At 72.2% G+C, this 15,850-nt stretch carries 15 protein-coding genes and 1 tRNA gene; 10 read left to right on the top strand and 6 right to left on the bottom strand.

Annotated features, from left to right (window positions below; genetic code table 11):
- The first annotated feature begins 20 nt into the window (after nt 1–20).
- From recR to ABZY12_RS07790, 8 genes are all read left to right on the top strand, one after another.
- Complete coding sequence (gene recR / locus ABZY12_RS07755; protein WP_356888252.1) at nt 21–620, top strand: recombination mediator RecR; 600 nt, start codon at nt 21–23, stop codon at nt 618–620.
- Between the two features lie 56 nt (nt 621–676).
- Nucleotides 677–1,339 carry a DUF5063 domain-containing protein gene (locus ABZY12_RS07760; RefSeq protein WP_356888254.1) on the top strand — a complete coding sequence of 221 codons (663 nt, stop codon included), beginning with the start codon at nt 677–679 and terminating at the stop codon, nt 1,337–1,339.
- 90 nt (nt 1,340–1,429) lie between these two features.
- Nucleotides 1,430–1,882, top strand: coding sequence for a hypothetical protein (locus ABZY12_RS07765; RefSeq protein ID WP_356888256.1), 453 nt, complete (start codon nt 1,430–1,432; stop codon nt 1,880–1,882).
- On the top strand, nt 1,879–3,912 hold the full coding sequence (locus ABZY12_RS07770) for a tetratricopeptide repeat protein (RefSeq protein WP_356888258.1): 2,034 nt from the start codon (nt 1,879–1,881) through the stop codon (nt 3,910–3,912). The genes ABZY12_RS07765 and ABZY12_RS07770 overlap by 4 nt, the downstream gene beginning before the upstream one ends.
- 104 nt (nt 3,913–4,016) lie before the next feature.
- Nucleotides 4,017–5,288 (top strand): aspartate kinase, encoded by a 1,272-nt coding sequence (locus ABZY12_RS07775; RefSeq protein ID WP_356888260.1) that lies wholly within the window; start codon nt 4,017–4,019, stop codon nt 5,286–5,288.
- A gap of 10 nt (nt 5,289–5,298) precedes the next feature.
- Entirely contained in the window at nt 5,299–6,378 is a 1,080-nt protein-coding gene (locus ABZY12_RS07780) for an aspartate-semialdehyde dehydrogenase (RefSeq protein WP_356888262.1), read from the top strand.
- 414 nt (nt 6,379–6,792) lie between these two features.
- Nucleotides 6,793–7,380, top strand: coding sequence for a SigE family RNA polymerase sigma factor (locus ABZY12_RS07785; protein WP_356888580.1), 588 nt, complete (start codon nt 6,793–6,795; stop codon nt 7,378–7,380).
- Nucleotides 7,377–8,582 carry a hypothetical protein gene (locus ABZY12_RS07790; protein WP_356888264.1) on the top strand — a complete coding sequence of 402 codons (1,206 nt, stop codon included), beginning with the start codon at nt 7,377–7,379 and terminating at the stop codon, nt 8,580–8,582. The genes ABZY12_RS07785 and ABZY12_RS07790 overlap by 4 nt, the downstream gene beginning before the upstream one ends.
- Nucleotides 8,583–8,731: 149 nt before the next feature.
- On the opposite strand, the gene ABZY12_RS07795 is transcribed toward ABZY12_RS07790, so the two are convergent.
- A complete protein-coding gene (locus tag ABZY12_RS07795) occupies nt 8,732–9,472 on the bottom strand; it encodes an SURF1 family protein (protein WP_356888266.1) in 741 nt (246 codons plus the stop codon).
- Between the two features lie 22 nt (nt 9,473–9,494).
- Nucleotides 9,495–11,309 (bottom strand): prolyl oligopeptidase family serine peptidase, encoded by a 1,815-nt coding sequence (locus ABZY12_RS07800; protein ID WP_356888268.1) that lies wholly within the window; start codon nt 11,307–11,309, stop codon nt 9,495–9,497.
- A 70-nt stretch (nt 11,310–11,379) separates the two neighbouring features.
- On the opposite strand from ABZY12_RS07800, the gene ABZY12_RS07805 reads away from it, so the two are divergent.
- The gene (locus ABZY12_RS07805; protein WP_356888270.1) at nt 11,380–12,210 is read left to right on the top strand and encodes a class I SAM-dependent methyltransferase; all 831 of its coding nucleotides are present in this window, start codon (nt 11,380–11,382) and stop codon (nt 12,208–12,210) included.
- Between the two features lie 117 nt (nt 12,211–12,327).
- Here ABZY12_RS07805 and ABZY12_RS07810 read toward each other — a convergent pair whose 3' ends face one another.
- The 4 genes from ABZY12_RS07810 to ABZY12_RS07825 all read right to left on the bottom strand — a co-directional run bounded on the left by ABZY12_RS07810 (nt 12,328) and on the right by ABZY12_RS07825 (nt 15,223).
- Entirely contained in the window at nt 12,328–12,633 is a 306-nt protein-coding gene (locus ABZY12_RS07810; RefSeq protein WP_356888272.1) for a hypothetical protein, read from the bottom strand.
- Between the two features lie 80 nt (nt 12,634–12,713).
- A complete protein-coding gene (locus tag ABZY12_RS07815; protein WP_356888274.1) occupies nt 12,714–13,853 on the bottom strand; it encodes a protein kinase in 1,140 nt (379 codons plus the stop codon).
- A gap of 197 nt (nt 13,854–14,050) precedes the next feature.
- A tRNA-Pro gene (locus ABZY12_RS07820) sits at nt 14,051–14,124 on the bottom strand.
- Between the two features lie 160 nt (nt 14,125–14,284).
- Nucleotides 14,285–15,223, bottom strand: a complete 939-nt coding sequence (locus tag ABZY12_RS07825) for a metallophosphoesterase (protein ID WP_356888276.1) — start codon at nt 15,221–15,223, stop codon at nt 14,285–14,287.
- A 122-nt stretch (nt 15,224–15,345) separates the two neighbouring features.
- Between ABZY12_RS07825 and ABZY12_RS07830 the strand changes: the two genes are divergently transcribed.
- Nucleotides 15,346–15,810 (top strand): GatB/YqeY domain-containing protein, encoded by a 465-nt coding sequence (locus tag ABZY12_RS07830; RefSeq protein WP_356888278.1) that lies wholly within the window; start codon nt 15,346–15,348, stop codon nt 15,808–15,810.
- The last annotated feature ends 40 nt before the right edge of the window (nt 15,811–15,850 follow it).

Below are 15,850 nucleotides of genomic sequence, written 5' to 3' on the forward strand. Positions count from 1 at the left end.
GACCCGAGAAGGGCGTTCCGTTGTACGAAGGCGTGGTTCAGGACCTCATCGACGAACTGGGCAGGCTGCCCGGCGTCGGTCCCAAGAGCGCGCAGCGGATCGCCTTCCACATCCTCCAGGCCGAGCCGACCGACGTACGCCGGCTCGCGCACGCGCTGCTGGAGGTCAAGGAGAAGGTCAGGTTCTGCGCGGTCTGCGGCAACGTGGCACAGCAGGAGCAGTGCAACATCTGCCGCGACCCGCGCCGGGACCTGTCGGTCATCTGTGTGGTCGAGGAGCCGAAGGACGTCGTGGCGATCGAGCGGACGCGCGAGTTCCGTGGGCGGTACCACGTGCTCGGCGGCGCCATCAGTCCGATCGAGGGCGTCGGCCCGGACGATCTGCGCATCCGGGAGCTGCTCGCGCGGCTCGCGGACGGCACGGTCACCGAGCTGATCCTGGCGACCGATCCGAACCTGGAGGGCGAGGCCACCGCGACGTACCTGGCGCGGATGATCAAGCCCATGGGACTGAAGGTCACGCGTCTCGCGAGCGGCCTGCCGGTCGGCGGTGATCTGGAGTACGCCGACGAGGTCACCCTCGGCCGTGCCTTCGAGGGGCGGCGCCTGCTAGATGTATGACGACAGGGCCGACACGGCTCGTGCGCTCGCTCGTGAGCTCAAGGGAGGCACCCTCGATGTCTGACCCCACGCTGCACTCCATCATGCAGGACCCGGACGACTTCGCGGTCCAGATCGCCGACTCGATCGAGTCCTTCATCGTGGCCACCACGGAAGTGGCCAAGGGCGACGAGCCCGACAGCGCGGTGCCCTTCCTGCTCCTGGAGATCTCGCAGCTGCTGCTCGCGGGCGGGCGGCTCGGCGCGCACGAGGACATCGTCCCGGACGAGCGCTACGAGCCGGACACGGGCCCCGACCTGGACGTCGACGACCTGCGCATGCGGTTCGCGGCGCTCCTGGAGCCGGTGGACGTGTTCTCGGAGGTCTTCGACCCGTACGAGCCGCGCAAGGCGCCGGTGCCGTGCCGCATCTCCGACAACCTCGCCGACATCGTCATGGATCTGCGCCACGGCCTGGCCCACTACCGGGCCGGCCGGACGAGCGAGGCGCTGTGGTGGTGGCAGTTCTCCTACTTCTCCAACTGGGGCCCGACGGCTTCCGGGACCCTGCGCGCCCTGCAGTCGCTGGTCTCCCACGTCCGCCTCGACCAGCCGCTGGCCGCGCTGGACGGACTCGACACGGACGAGGACCTGACGGAGGACGACCTCGCGGAGGAGGCGGGCCGCGTCATGGCGGCGGAGATCGCGGGCCCGCTGGGCCTCGGATCGCTGAAGAAGTAGGAAGACGGGGGCGGCGCTCGAACCCCGGGTCGGAAACCCCCCGGCCCGAAACCCCCGGTCCGGAGCCATGGCCCCTGCCATGATGGCGTCATGACCGTCCAGGGGGAGTCGAGAGCGTTGCTGTGGACCGGCGTCGGTGTCGGGGCGGCCGGAGCCGTCGCCCTTGTCGTCGTGGCCGTCGCAGATCTGGGCAAGGCCGATCAGATCGCGAGCGTCGTCGGCGCCGTGCTGGCCGCCGTGGGCCTCGGGCTCTCGCTGTGGGGGCAGTTCGGGCGGGCCGGCGGGGTGACCGCGTCCGGCGCGGGCTCCGTCGCGGCCGGCGGGAACATCGGGTCCGTCACCACGGGAAACGGTGCGCAAGCCGGTCCCGCGCCCTCGATGCCCGCGCCTGCGACGCCCGCGCCCTCGATGCCCGCCCCTTCGACGCCCACGGCCTCGACGCCTGCGGCCTCGCGGGAGCCGGGTGGCCCCGTGACCGCCTCCGGGGACCGGTCCGTCGCCGCCGGTGGTGACATCGGCAGCGTGTCGACGGGCGACGCGTGAGCGACGGCGTGGAGGCCGCCGGGGAGCGGTCGGTCGCGGCCGGCGGAAGCATCGGCAACGTCAACACCGGGGACCATCTCACCCAGGTGGAGCGGGCGGTCCTGCTGCCACCGGAGGCTCTGGCGCCGGCGTGGTGCCCGGAGGGGCTCGTCAAAATACCGCGCAAGGCCGTGCGGTTCGTCGGGCGTGACCGTGAAACCCGGTGGCTGGACGACGCCTTCGACATACGGGCCCACCGTGTCGTCGCCGTCCGGGGACTCGGAGGCGTCGGCAAGTCGACGCTCGCCGCCCACTGGGCGTCCCGGCGCACCGACGACCACAACCCGGTCTGGTGGATCACCGCCGAGACCCGGGCCGATCTCGACGCCGGGCTCGCGGCCCTCGCCGGCGCCATGCAGCCCGCGCTGATCGACGTACTGCCGCGCGAGGCGCTGCGCGAGAAGGCGTTGCAGTGGCTGGCGGCTCACGACGACTGGCTGCTCGTACTCGACAACGTCACCGAAGCGGCCGACGTCGAGGCGCTGCTCGCGCGGGTCGTCCGGGGGCGGATCCTGATCACCACGCGGCAGGCGGGCGGGTGGGACGGGATCGCGGAGGTCATGGAGCTGACGGTCCCCGGCCGCGAGGATTCGGCCGAGATGTTCACGCGGGCCGTCACCCACCTCGGGCCAAGGGACACGGCCGAGGTGTGGACCCTCTGCGGGACGCTGGGACATCTGCCGCTCGCCGTGGCCCAGGCCGCGGCCTACTGCGCCGAGACCCGTACGACACCGGGCGAGTACCTCGACCAGCTACGGCGCTACCCCGGCGAGGTGTACGAGATCCCGGTCGAGCGGACCACCGAGGGCGGGCAGGCGGTCGCGTGGACCTGGCGGCTGACCCTGGACCGGCTCGTGGCCGCCGATCCGCTCACGGGGACGATCCTGCGGGTCCTCGCCTGGTGGGGCCCGGACCGGATCCCCCGCCCGCTGCTGGAACGGCTCGGCCCCGCGTTCTCGGTGCGGCGCGCGGTGGGCCGGCTCGCGGCGCACAGCATGGTCACGCTGCACGAGGACGGGGCCGTGTCCGTGCACCGGCTGGTGCAGGCGGTCGCGCGTACGGCGGACGAGAGCGATCCGCATCGGCGGGTGGAGGACATCGACGCCGCCCGGGTGGTCGCCGAGGAGACGCTGGCGGCAGCCACGCCGAAGGGAGCCGGGGGCGTGGCCGAGTGGGGCGCGTGGCGTGAGCTGCTCCCGCACGTCGAGGCGTACGCCCAGCACACCGACCCCTCGGCGGACACGGCCGGCACGGCCGCGCTGCTGGACGCGGCGGCCTGGTTCCTGCTGGAGCAGACCGACACGTACCAGGCGGCGCTCTGGTTCGAGCGGGCCGTCGCGTGCCGGGAGCGTGTCCTCGGCGACGACCATCCGCGGACCGCGGGCAGCCGCGAGGGCCTCGCCGAGTGCTGGGCCATCGCGTGGCACCTGGAGGCCTCGGCGGACCTCCAGGCGCGGGTCGTCGCCGATCTGGAGCGGGGGCTCGGCGAGGACCGGGCCGAGACGCATGTCGCCCGGGGGCGGCTCGCGGTCACCTGGCGCCACCTGGGGGACAAGGACGGGGCGGTCGCGCTCCTGGAGGGCGCGCTGGCGGGGCTGGAACGGGTGCTGGGGGCCGCCCACCGCGACACCCTGCGGCTGCGGAACAACCTGGCGGTCGCCTACCAGGACGCCGGTCGCCTGGAGGAGGCGATCACCCTGCACGAGCGGACGCTGGGTGCGCGCACGGAGCTGCTCGGCCCGGCCCATCCGGAGACGCTCACCTCGCGGCTGAACCTGGTCGGGTTGTACGCGGCGGTGGGCCGGACGGAGCGGGCGGCGGCGGACTTCGACGCGGTGGTGGCCGACAGCGTCCGGGAGTTGGGGCACGAGCACCCGTTCACCGCGCACCTTCTGCATGTGACCCCTCCCACAACTCCGCGTACAGCGCCGCCCCTGGGGCAGGGGGTCGACCACGGGCAGTCCGGGCCAACGGCCGAGATCACTGATTGAGCGGGACATCTCAGGATGTGATATACGGTCGGCGATTCCGGGCTGCTCGTTAAACTGAGCCGACCGCAGTGATGACTGCGGCAGAGACCGAGCGAGGAGCGCACGTGGGCCTTGTCGTGCAGAAGTACGGAGGCTCCTCCGTTGCCGATGCCGAAGGCATCAAGCGCGTCGCCAAGCGGATCGTGGATGCCAAGAAGAACGGCCACCAGGTGGTCGTCGTGGTTTCCGCGATGGGCGACACGACGGACGAGTTGATCGATCTCGCCGAGCAGGTATCCCCGATCCCTGCCGGGCGTGAATTCGACATGCTGCTGACCGCCGGAGAGCGGATCTCCATGGCCCTGCTGGCCATGGCGATCAAAAACCTGGGCCACGAAGCCCAGTCGTTCACGGGCAGCCAGGCCGGTGTCATCACCGACTCGGTCCACAACAAAGCGCGCATCATCGATGTCACGCCGGGCCGGATCCGTACCGCCCTCGACGAGGGCAACATCGCGATCGTCGCCGGCTTCCAGGGCGTCAGCCAGGACAAGAAGGACATCACCACGCTGGGGCGTGGCGGGTCCGACACCACGGCCGTGGCGCTGGCCGCCGCGCTGGACGCCGAGGTCTGTGAGATCTACACCGACGTCGACGGTGTGTTCACGGCGGACCCGCGCGTGGTGAAGAAGGCGAAGAAGATCGACTGGATCTCCTTCGAGGACATGCTGGAGCTCGCCGCCTCCGGCTCCAAGGTGCTGCTGCACCGGTGCGTCGAGTACGCACGCCGTTACAACATCCCGATCCACGTCCGTTCGTCCTTCTCGGGGCTGCAGGGCACGTGGGTCAGCAACGAACCGCGAGGGGACCGCAAGGTGGAGCAGGCCATCATCTCCGGTGTCGCCCACGACACCTCCGAGGCGAAGATCACCGTCGTCGGCGTGCCGGACAAGCCGGGCGAGGCGGCGGCCATCTTCCGGGCCGTCGCGGACGCCGAGATCAACATCGACATGATCGTGCAGAACGTGTCCGCCGCCTCCACCGGGCTGACGGACATCTCCTTCACCCTCCCCAAGGCCGAGGGCCGCAAGGCCATCGACGCCCTGGAGAAGGCGAAGGGCGCGATCGGCTTCGACTCGCTGCGCTACGACGACCAGATCGGCAAGATCTCCCTGGTCGGCGCCGGTATGAAGACGAACCCGGGCGTCACCGCCTCCTTCTTCCAGGCGCTGTCCGACGCGGGCGTGAACATCGAGCTGATCTCCACCTCCGAGATCCGCATCTCGGTCGTGACCCGCCAGGACGACGTCAACGACGCCGTGACGGCCGTCCACTCCGCCTTCGGGCTCGACAGCGACTCGGACGAGGCCGTTGTCTACGGCGGCACCGGCCGGTGACGTGCCACCGTTGAACCGCAAGCCGACGCTCGCGGTCGTGGGAGCGACCGGAGCCGTCGGTGCGGTGATGCTCCAGCTCCTGTCGCAGCACGCCGACGTCTGGGGCGAGATCCGACTCGTCGCCTCCCCGCGGTCGGCCGGCCGCAAGCTGGCCGTGCGCGGGGTGGAGACGGAGGTCCTCGCGCTGAGCGAGGACGTACTGGAGGGCGTCGACCTCGCCCTCTTCCTCGCGCCCGAGGACGTGGCGGCGCGGTGGGCGCCGATCGCCGCCGCCAAGGGCGCTGTGGTCGTGGACACCTCGGCCGCCTTCCGGCTGGATCCGGACGTGCCGCTGGTGGTCCCGGAGATCAATCCGCACGCGGTACGGGTACGGCCCCGCGGGATCGTCGCCAGTCCCGGCTGTTCGACGCTGGCGCTGATCGTGGCCGTGGGCGCCCTGCACGCCGAGTTCGGGGTCAGTGAGCTGGTGGTGACCGTCCAGCAGGCCGCGAGCGGCGGCGGGCAGGCGGGCGCCGCCGCGCTGCGCCGGCAACTGTCGCTGGTGGCCGGGACCGAGCTGGGCAACCACCCCGGCGACGTACGGCGCGCGGTGGGCGAGGACACCGGCCCCTTCCCCGGGCCCGTCGCGCTCAACGTCGTGCCCTGGTCGGGCGTGCCGATGGAGGACGGCTGGTCCTCCGAGGAGCTCCGCGTCCGCCACGAGACGCGCAAGATCCTCGACCTTCCCGGGCTGCCGGTCGCCGCCACCTGTGTGCGCGTACCCGTGCTGACCGCCCACTCCGTCTCCGTCCACGCGCGTTTCGAGCATCCGGTCACCGTCGGGCGCGCGCACGAGATCCTGGCCACCTCGCCGGGCGTGGTGCTGTACGACGACCCGGCCGCGGGCGACTTCCCCACCCCCGCCGACGTCGTGGGCACGGACCCCACCTGGGTGGGCCGGGTGCGCCGCTCGATGGACGACGAACGGTCGCTGGAGTTCTTCGTCTGCGGCGACAACCTCCGCAAGGGCGCGGCCCTGAACGCCGTCCAGATCGCCGAGGCGGTCATCCGCCCGGAGCGTCGGGAGCGTCCGGAAATCGACGCCCACTGACCGTTCAATTTTGTAGAATCCGTGAACGTCCTGTGATCAAGTCACCAGCGGAGCGCTCTTGAACTGGGACGATGCCATGTTCGAGGATGTTTTTCTCCCTTGCTGCAACCGGTGGTCGGGTGGGAAGCGTCTCCGCGTGCGCCCATGCGGTGTGCCGCGAAACGTGCTGCGAATACGGGGCATTGGGGATGAACGGGTGCGCATGACGGCAAAGGGAACACCGTCGAAAACGGTGGCGTACGCGTACAACCCTGACGGGGGGAAGCGTGTCCAACAGGCGTGGCAGAGGTACTCGACATCGCAGCGGTCGTCCCGCTCCGCGGCGCGGCGGCCGCCCCGCTCAGGGGTCCCGTCTCCGTCCCCGTACGCGGCACCGTGGTGCACCCGCTCAGGCGTCCGCGCCCGGCGGGCGGCATGCCGGTGATCGCACGCATGCCCACCAGAGCCCGGACGTCCGGAGTGATCGGCATCCCCGCGCCGCGCGAGAGCGCTGACGGCACCGTGGCCGCGGGCACCACCGTCGACCACCTGACCGAGACCTACCGCGCCCACTACCGCTCGCTGCTCGGCCTCGCCGCGCTGCTCCTGGACGACACGGCCTCCTGCGAGGACGTGGTGCAGGAGGCGTTCATCCGGGTCCACTCGGCGCGCAACCGCGTCCGGGACCCGGAGAAGACGCTCGCCTATCTGCGCCAGACGGTCGTCAACCTCTCCCGTTCCGCGCTGCGCCGCCGCATCCTCGGACTCAAGCTGCTGTCCAAGCCGATGCCGGACATGGCGAGCGCGGAGGAGGGGGCGTACGACCAGCTGGAGCGGGACGCGCTCATCAAGGCGATGCGCGGGCTGCAGCGCCGTCAGCGCGAGGTGCTGGTCCTGCGGTACTTCGCGGACATGACGGAGGCCCAGGTCGCCGAGACGCTCGGCATATCCCTCGGGTCGGTGAAGGCGTACGGCTCGCGGGGCATCGCGGCGCTGCGTGTCGCGATGGAGGCGACGGCATGAGCTCCGGCGACACGAACCCCGGCCTCGGCTCCGGCGACACGAACCCCGGCCTCGGCTCCGGCGGCGGCTCCGGTCTCGGCTCTGGCGGTGCGAGCGGGCCGCCCGACGATGAACGCGACGACATGGGACACGGGATTGTGAACGACGGGCCCGACAAAGCGCAGGCCGACGACCTCTTCGGGGGCGACGACCCCTTCGGAGACGACGAGCTCGCGCTTCGACGGTTGCTCCAGGGCGCCGTCGCCGACCTCGAGCCCACCGACGGCGCGCTCGACCATCTACGCCGCGCGGTGCCCGCGCGGCGCGCCCGCAAGCGGCAGGCCATCGTCGGCATCGCCGCCGCCGTGGTCCTGATCGGCACGGCCGTCCCGGCGTTCGTGCACGTCGCCAATTCCGGCGGGACCTCCGCCGACCAGGCCATCAACGCCGGACACGGCGAGCAGGCCCAGGGCGGCACCGGCGCCGAGACCGGGGTCGAGGGCGGCGAGAAGGGCGCGGACACGCCGACCGGCGCCGTCAGTCCCAGCCAGGGCGCGGCCGAGGGGGCCGGAAAGCCCGCGGCATCGGCCTCCGGCGAGACGGACGGCGAGGAGCCGGGCTCGAAGCCGCCCGCCGACGCACAGCCGGACGCCTCACCCGTGTGCGAGGCCGCCCAACTGGGCGTCAGCTCGGTGCGTGCAGGCGCGCCCGACGCGGAGGGGAAGGTCTACGGCACCTTCCGCATCGCCAACGTCTCCGGCCGCGAGTGCGTGGTGAGCGGTGCGGGCCGCGTCGACTTCGCGACCAAGGGAGCGGCCGACCCGTCCAAGATCATGGTCGTCTCCCACACGCCGGGGGACGCGGCGAGCGGACTGCCCGACCCCTCGCAGGAATCGCCGACGCTGCTCCTGGCGCCGGACAACGCCTACGAGGTGCGGTTCGCCTGGGTCCCCAAGGAGACCTGCCCCACCACGGGAACCTCGCCCGATCCCACCGCCCCGACGGACGCCGGCGGAACCTCGTCCGGGTCCACCGGATCGACCGACAGCGGATCGGCGAGCAACGACGCCTCGACCCAGCTCGGCGCGGAGGACGGGACGCCGGCCGAAGGCAGCGTCGAGGTCAGCCACACGGCGGAACCGGGCGCCCCGGCCGCCGCGGCGACGATTCCCCACGCCTGCGCCGGAACGATCTACCGCACGGGCGTGCTCGACGCGTCCTGACCGGGACCGTGCGGGACCGATCGGCACCGGCACCCGCCGGGGCGGCTTGCGCTCAGGGCACGGATGCCCCGGAGCCCCAAGGGCCAGGGCCCAGGACCCATGGGGCCGAGGCCGGAGGCGCAGGACCGAAGGCATGAGGCCCAGGCGACCTACAGGCCCAGCTCCGCGTCCCGCTGGGCTTCCACCTCGCGGCGCAGCAGGCGGAACCACATGAAGACGACGAAGCCCGCGAAGACGAACCACTCCGCGGTGTAGCCGAGGTTCTGGAACGCCTTCAGGTCCAGGGACGTGCCCGCCGCGGCCGCCGCCGGGACCGGGGTCAGGCCGTCGGGGGAGTCGGTGACCGTCACCCACGCGTCGTACACGTCGTCGCTGACCACATTGATCAGGGCTCCCGCGCTGATCATGCCGAGCTGGCCCTCCGGGAGCCCGCCCGCCGCGTGGACGCCCTTGGTGCCGGCGTTCTCGGACGCCTGGAGGGCGCCCACCACCGTGACCTCGCCGGACGGCGGGGCCGGCGCCTTCGCGCCGGCCGGCAGCCAGCCCCGTACCACCGGCAGGGACTTGCCACCGTCCGTCTTCAGCATCGTCAGGACGTAACTGCCACTGCGGCCGTCCAGCTCACGATCCGGCACCAGGAACTGTTGGCCGTACCGGCCGCTCGCCTCCGCGTGCCTGCCGGAGGTCTCCTTGTCCACCGGAAGGAGCTTCTCCAGCGGCTCGGTTCTCAGCGTGCTTGGGTCCGGGGCCCGCTCCGCCTCCCGGTGGGTGTCGACGCGGTCCTCGAACTTGCCCATCTGCCACGTCCCCATGAACAGGCAGAACGGGATCGCCAGCACGACGAAGACGTTGATCCCCCACCAGCGGGGTGTTCTCAGGAACCGGTACACCCCTCCACGGTACGCAGCCGCCTCACCCCTCGACCGGCCGGGTCCCCAGGTGACGCGCGGCGAAGGCGAGCTCCAGGCGGACCTGCTTGATCCGCTCCTCCACCACCAGGGAGCCGTGCCCCGCGTCGTACCGGTACACCTCGTGGACCGCTCCCCGGGCCGCGAGCCGCTCGACGTAGTTGTCGATCTGCCGGATCGGGCAGCGCGGGTCGTTGACGCCGGCCGAGATGTAGACGGGGGCCGTCACCTTGTCCACGTACGTCAGCGGCGACGAGGCCTCGAAGCGGTCCGGCACCTCCTCCGGCGAGCCGCCGAACAGCGTCCGGTCCAGCGCCTTCAGGGCCTCCATCTCGTCCTCGTACGCCGTCACATAGTCCGCGACGGGCACGGCGGCGAGCCCCACCGACCAGGAGTCCGGCTGGGTGCCGAGCCCGAGCAGGGTCAGATAGCCGCCCCAGGATCCGCCCGACAGGACCAGCTTCGCCGGGTCGGCGAGCCCCGAGGCCACCGCCCACTCACGGACCGCCGCGACGTCCTCCAGCTCGATCAGGCCGACCCGGTGCTTCAGCGCGTCCGTCCACTCCCGGCCGTAACCGGTCGATCCGCGGTAATTGACCCGGACCACCGCGTAGCCGTGGTCGAGCCAGGCCGCCGGACCGGAGGCGAAGGCGTCGCTGTCGTGCCAGGTCGGACCGCCGTGCACCTCGAAGACGGTCGGGAAGGGCCCCTCACCCTCCGCCGGCCGCTGCACGAGGGCATGGATGCGGCCGCCGGGCCCCTCCACCCACACGTCCTCCACCGGCAGCGAGTCCGGCGCCTTCCGGCCGGGCGGGTCGAGGACGACCCCGCCCGCCGTCGAGCGCACCACCGGCGGCCGCGCGGCCGACGACCACAGATACTCCACGCTGCCGTCGGGGCGGGCCGTGGCGCCCGATACCGACCCGGCCGGGGTCTCCACCCGTACCAGCGCGCCCGTGGCGATGTCGTACCGCCACAGCTCGCTGCGCGCCTCGAAGCTGTGCACGATCAGCAGCCCCGAGCCGTCCGGATACCACTCCGCCGACACATCGCCCGGCAGGTCGAGCCGGAGATCGGTCTCCTCGCCCGTCGCCACGTCCCACAGCAGCGGCTCCCAGCGGCCCCGTCGCTGGTGGCCCACGAGCAGCCGGGTGTCGCCGGCCACCGGAGCGAAGCCGAGCACCGCCAGGCCCAGCTCCTCCGTACCGCGCTTGGTGTCGTCCAGCTCGGCGAGCACGGAGGAGTCCGCGGCCCGCAGCACGCGCAGCGCCGCGTGCATGGCGTCGCCGTGCTCCGTGTGCTCGATCGCGATCAGGGACCCGTCGTGGGAGAGATCGCCGACGCCCGCCGACTCCCGGTGCCGGTATATCTCGACCGGCGCCGAGCCGTTCCGTACGAGATGGACCGTCGATCCCTCCTCGTCCGTCGAGCGGCCCACGACGACCGTGCCGTCCCGGCCGATCGCGAGCCCCGCCGGATAGGAGGGCGCGAGCCCGGGCACTGCCGGCTCGTCCGCGCCGCCCTCGAAGGGCTGGCGCATCCACACCCCGAACTCGTCCCCGTCCTTGTCCGAGAACCACCAGATCCACCGGCCGTCCGGGGACAGCGTGCCGTCCGTCGTCCCGTTCGGCCGGTCCGTGACCTGCCGCTGCGTGCCGCTCGCCCGGTCCCAGGCGTACAGCTCGTACGTGCCCGTCGCGTTGGACACGAACAGCGAACGGTCCGGCGCCTCCTCGGCCCACTCGGGCAGGGACACGCGCGGCGCCCGGAAGCGCTGCTCCCACAGGGGCAGGTCGGCGAAGTCATTGGTCTCAGTCATGGCCCCCATCATGCTCCGTGCCACCGACAAACCGCTCGCATCGTCCGCAGCCTGTGGATAACCTCCCGCCATGTACTCACCGACCCCCGCCGACTGGCGCGAGGCCAACCGTGCCCGCTGGGACGAACGCGTCGCCATCCACGCCGCCAGTGAGTTCTACGACCTCGACGCGTTCCGGGCCGGCAAGGAGGTACTGCGGGACTTCGAGCTCGCGGAGGTCGGCGACGTCACCGGCCGCTCGCTGCTCCACCTCCAGTGCCACATCGGTCTGGACACCCTCTCCTGGGCCCGGCACGGCGCCTCGCACGTCGTCGGCCTCGACTTCTCCGAGCCCGCCGTCGAGACCGCCCGCTCGCTCGCCGCCGACCTCGGTCTCGCCACGGACCGGGCCGCGTTCGTCGCCGCCGACGCCTATGACGCCGTCGAGGCCGTCCCCGACTCCTCGTACGACATCGTCTACACCGGCACCGGGGCGCTGTGCTGGCTTCCGGACATCGACCGCTGGGCCGAGACCGCCGCCGCGCTCGTCGCCCCCGGCGGCTTCCTGTACGTCGCCGAGTTCCATCCGCTCACCGACTCCCTGGACGACGAGACGGGGACGCGGGTCGTGCACGACTACTTCACCCGCGACGCCTGGGTGGACACCACCCCGGGGACCTACGCCGACGTCGACGCCGCCACCGTCCACAACCGCAGCGTGGAATGGGTGCATCCGGTCGGCGAGGTCGTGACGGCGATAGCCAAGGCCGGACTGCGGATCGAGTTCCTGCACGAGCACGACGTCTCGCTCATCCCGCGCTACGGAACGCTGCGGCGCCAGGAGGACGGGTACTACCGCTTCCCCGCCGACCGTCCGCGCGTCCCGCTGATGTACTCGCTCAAGGCGTCCCGCCCGGCCTGATCCCCGCGACCGCGGCCGACAACCCGACCGCAGAACGCCCGGCTGACGGACGCGACCTCGTAACGGGGCAACTTCCATGTCTCCGCGCCATCCTGACGGTCCCGCAGTGCAAGGCGGTCAACCTCGGGATCTGTCCGACACAGGCTCTGCCGGCGGCGGTGGCCGGTCCGGCCGTCGGCTGAGGACGGCCCTGAGCGCCCGGTTGCGTACGACGGTGGTGGCGACCGCGGCGGCCAGCGCGGTGGCGCCGAGGCCGAGGGCGACGCCGGAGGGACCGGAGTCGTCGACGGTCTCCGAGCGGGTCTCGGACCGGACTCCGGCGGGTGCGGGCTGATCGGCGGCGGTGGCCGGCCCGCCGCCGAGGACGAGGACGAGCACGACGGCGGCGGGTACGGCGGCCCGGGGTACCTGCCTGGTGTCCATGTATCCAGAGGAACGGACAGCACCCGGCCGGGCCACCCGAAGGACCCCGTTCGGGTCAACGCGCGGTCCGGCGGCCGGGGTCACCGAGGGGCGGTCGCCGTCGGGTCGGCCACGGGAATCTCGTTCGACGTGTCGTCCGGCGAGAGCCAGGCCATGCCGATGAGCAGGAAGACCACGAACGCGATGCCTCCGGCCACCGCGGCCGTCTTCCTCGGGCGGCGCCGGGAGAGCTCCGCGAGTCCGCTCTCGGCGCGCCGCGGCGCCTGCCGACGCGACGGAGGTCCGGCCGAGGGGCCGGTCTGGTGTCTCGTCGAGGGTCTGGACTGCGGTCTCGCCTGGTGCCCGGCCTGCCGCGCCGACTGCCGACCGCCCTGCGGCGCCATCCGCGCGGTCGTGTGCGGTACGGGCCGGCTCTGGGGCTGGAGAGGCGGCTGAGGGTGCTCACGCCAGGCCCCGGAGGCGAACCAGTCGGCGATGGCCCGGGCGGCGGGCCGCTGCTCCGGCTGCTTGGCCAGCAGCGTGAGGAGGTACGCCTCGAACGCGGCCGGCAGCCCCACCCCCAGCTGCCGGGGCGGCGCCGGCGGCGTGTCGATGTGCTGGTACAGCAGGGCCGTCGCGGTGTCGCCCTGGAACGGGGGCCGCCCGGTGAGGAGTTGGTACAGGACACAGCCCAGCGAGTACACGTCGGACGCCGGCGAGGCGGGCTTCCCGAGCGCCCGCTCCGGGGCGAGATAGAGGCCGGTGCCGACGATCTGCCCCGTGGTCGTGAGCGCGGCCGACGGATCGTCGACGAACCGGGCGATGCCGAAGTCGGCGAGCTTCACGGCCCCGCCCGCGTCGACCAGCAGGTTCCCGGGCTTGATGTCCCGGTGCACCACACCCTCCCGATGCGCGGCGGCCAGCCCGGCGGCGGCGTGCGCGGCGATCACGGCGACCCGCTCGGGGGGCAGCACCGAGGGGGCGCCCGCGTCCGTGGCGAGGCTGGGCCCGTCGACCAACTCCATGACGAGGAACAACTTCCCGTCCCACGTACCGAAGTCGAAGACGCCCACGACATGCGGATGACTCAGCCGCGCCGCCGTCTGCGCCTCCAGCCGGAACCGCTCACTCGCCGAAGGATCCGACTCGTGCCCGAGCATCAGCTTCACGGCGACGGACCGGCCGAGGACCTCGTCGGTGGCCTGCCACACCTCGCCCATGCCGCCACGCCCGATACACATCTGGAGCCGATATCGGTCCGCGACCAGCACCTGAGACCCAGCCTTTCGTCGGTCAGCCACCTGACAGGAACACTCCAGAGTAGAGCGATCCGATCACTGCTCCGAGTCCGAGTCGCCCCCTGGGACCACCGCCCGGAAACGAGTCAGGGGCCCGACCCGCTCTTGCGGATCAGGCCCCTGACCTGGTGTTTCAGCTGTCGGGGTGGCGGGATTTGAACCCACGACCTCTTCGTCCCGAACGAAGCGCGCTGCCAAGCTGCGCTACACCCCGATGTCGCTGCTCTGTGCTTCACGTCGCGGCGACATCGATTACTTTAGCCCACCGGCGCCCGGAGACGAAATCCGGTTTTCGCGCCCCCGCGCCGCAGGTCGGACGCGGTCCGGGCCGATGATCACCGGGCCGGGGGCGCGGAGAAGACGATCGTGAGCGCTCAGCGGCGCGCGGTCAGTGTCAGCAGGGTCGCCTCCGGCGGGCAGGCGAAGCGGACCGGCGTGAACCGGTTGGTGCCGCAGCCCGCCGAGACGTGGAGGTAGGACGTCCGTCCCTCCACGGTGTGGGTGGACAGGCCCTTGACCCGGTCGGTGTCCAGATCGCAGTTGGTCACCAGGGCGCCGTAGAAGGGGACGCACAGCTGACCGCCGTGCGTGTGGCCCGCCAGGATCAGCTCGTACCCGTCCGCCGTGAAGGAGTCGAGCGTGCGCAGATACGGGGCGTGGACCACGCCCATCGAGAAGTCGGCCGAGGTGTCGGGGCCGCCGGCCACGCGGGCGTAGCGGTCCCGCTTGATGTGCGGGTCGTCGAGGCCGGTGAAGGCGAGCTCCAGGTCCGGGAGCTTGAGCCGGCCGCGGGTGTTCGTCAGGTTCACCCAGCCCGCCGCGTCGAACGCGTCACGCATGCCCTCCCACGGGTTGTGGACCGCGCCGACCACCGGCGCGTTGCCGTTCAGGCCGTGGCGGCCCTGGGCCTTCTCCAGCAGATAGCGGGCGGGGTTGCGCAGCCGCGGACCGTAGTAGTCGTTGGAGCCGAAGACGTACACGCCCGGGAACTCCATCAGCGGGCCGAGCGCGTCCACGACCTCCGGCACCGCGTCCGTGTCGGAGAGGTTGTCGCCGGTGTTGACGACGAAGTCCGGGCGCAGGCCCGCCAACGACTGCAGCCACGCCCGCTTCTTGCGCTGACCGCACACCATGTGGATGTCGGAGACCTGGAGGACCCGCAGATCGCGCATGCCGCGCGGAAGGACGGGGACGGTCACCCGTCGGAGGCGGAACGAGCGGGCCTCGAAGCCCGCCGCGTAGACGAGTCCGGCCGCGGCCGTCGCCGTGAGACCTGCCGTGATCTTCAGGGGGATCCCGTACCGTGCGCGCATCCCCCCATCGTCGCAGACGGAGCCGGTTCCGTTGCCGTGCGGGCGGCCACCTGGGGGCGGTCCGTGCGAGCACGCGTTAATGAGCGGGCGGGCAGCGCGTCCCACCTGACACACTTGGCCCCATGACCACGCTCAAGGCCAAGCTGCAGGACGACCTCAACGCCGCCATCAAGGAGCGCGACGAGCTCCGCTCCTCGACGCTGCGGCTCACCCTCGCCGCGATCACGAAGGAGGAGGTCGCGGGCAAGACCAAGCGCGAACTCTCCGACGACGAGGTGCAGAAGGTGATCGCCAAGGAGGCGAAGAAGCGCCGCGAGGCCGCGGACGCCTTCGCGCAGGGCGGTCGCGCCGAGTCCGCCGAGCGGGAGAAGGCGGAGGGCGTCATCCTCGACGCTTACCTGCCGCAGCAGCTCAGCGACGAGGAGCTGGAGCAGATCGTCGCCGCGGCCGTCGCCGAGGCCACGGGCGCGGGCGCCGAGGGGCCGCGCGCGATGGGCGCCGTCATGAAGATCGTCAACCCGAAGGTGGCCGGCCGCGCCGAGGGCGGGCGGGTCGCCGCGACCGTCAAGAAGCTCCTCGCGGGCTGACGCCCCGGCCGTTTCCCCGTACGCCGTGAGGGCGCCCCCC

Origin of the sequence: Streptomyces sp. NPDC006551 (assembly GCF_040611675.1) — a bacterium.
Classification (GTDB): Bacteria; Actinomycetota; Actinomycetes; order Streptomycetales; family Streptomycetaceae; genus Streptomyces.

Excerpts from the sequence above, each read along its gene's own strand:
- ABZY12_RS07760 (WP_356888254.1), top strand. The coding sequence starts at position 677 with ATGTCTGACCCCACGCTGCACTCCATCATGCAGGACCCGGACGACTTC.
- ABZY12_RS07825 (WP_356888276.1), bottom strand. The coding sequence starts at position 15,223 with ATGCGCGCACGGTACGGGATCCCCCTGAAGATCACGGCAGGTCTCACG.
- ABZY12_RS07805 (WP_356888270.1), top strand. The coding sequence starts at position 11,380 with ATGTACTCACCGACCCCCGCCGACTGGCGCGAGGCCAACCGTGCCCGC.
- ABZY12_RS07785 (WP_356888580.1), top strand. The coding sequence starts at position 6,793 with ATGCCGGTGATCGCACGCATGCCCACCAGAGCCCGGACGTCCGGAGTG.
- ABZY12_RS07790 (WP_356888264.1), top strand. The coding sequence starts at position 7,377 with ATGAGCTCCGGCGACACGAACCCCGGCCTCGGCTCCGGCGACACGAAC.
- ABZY12_RS07765 (WP_356888256.1), top strand. The coding sequence starts at position 1,430 with ATGACCGTCCAGGGGGAGTCGAGAGCGTTGCTGTGGACCGGCGTCGGT.
- ABZY12_RS07810 (WP_356888272.1), bottom strand. The coding sequence starts at position 12,633 with ATGGACACCAGGCAGGTACCCCGGGCCGCCGTACCCGCCGCCGTCGTG.
- ABZY12_RS07830 (WP_356888278.1), top strand. The coding sequence starts at position 15,346 with ATGACCACGCTCAAGGCCAAGCTGCAGGACGACCTCAACGCCGCCATC.
- ABZY12_RS07800 (WP_356888268.1), bottom strand. The coding sequence starts at position 11,309 with ATGACTGAGACCAATGACTTCGCCGACCTGCCCCTGTGGGAGCAGCGC.
- ABZY12_RS07815 (WP_356888274.1), bottom strand. The coding sequence starts at position 13,853 with ATGTGTATCGGGCGTGGCGGCATGGGCGAGGTGTGGCAGGCCACCGAC.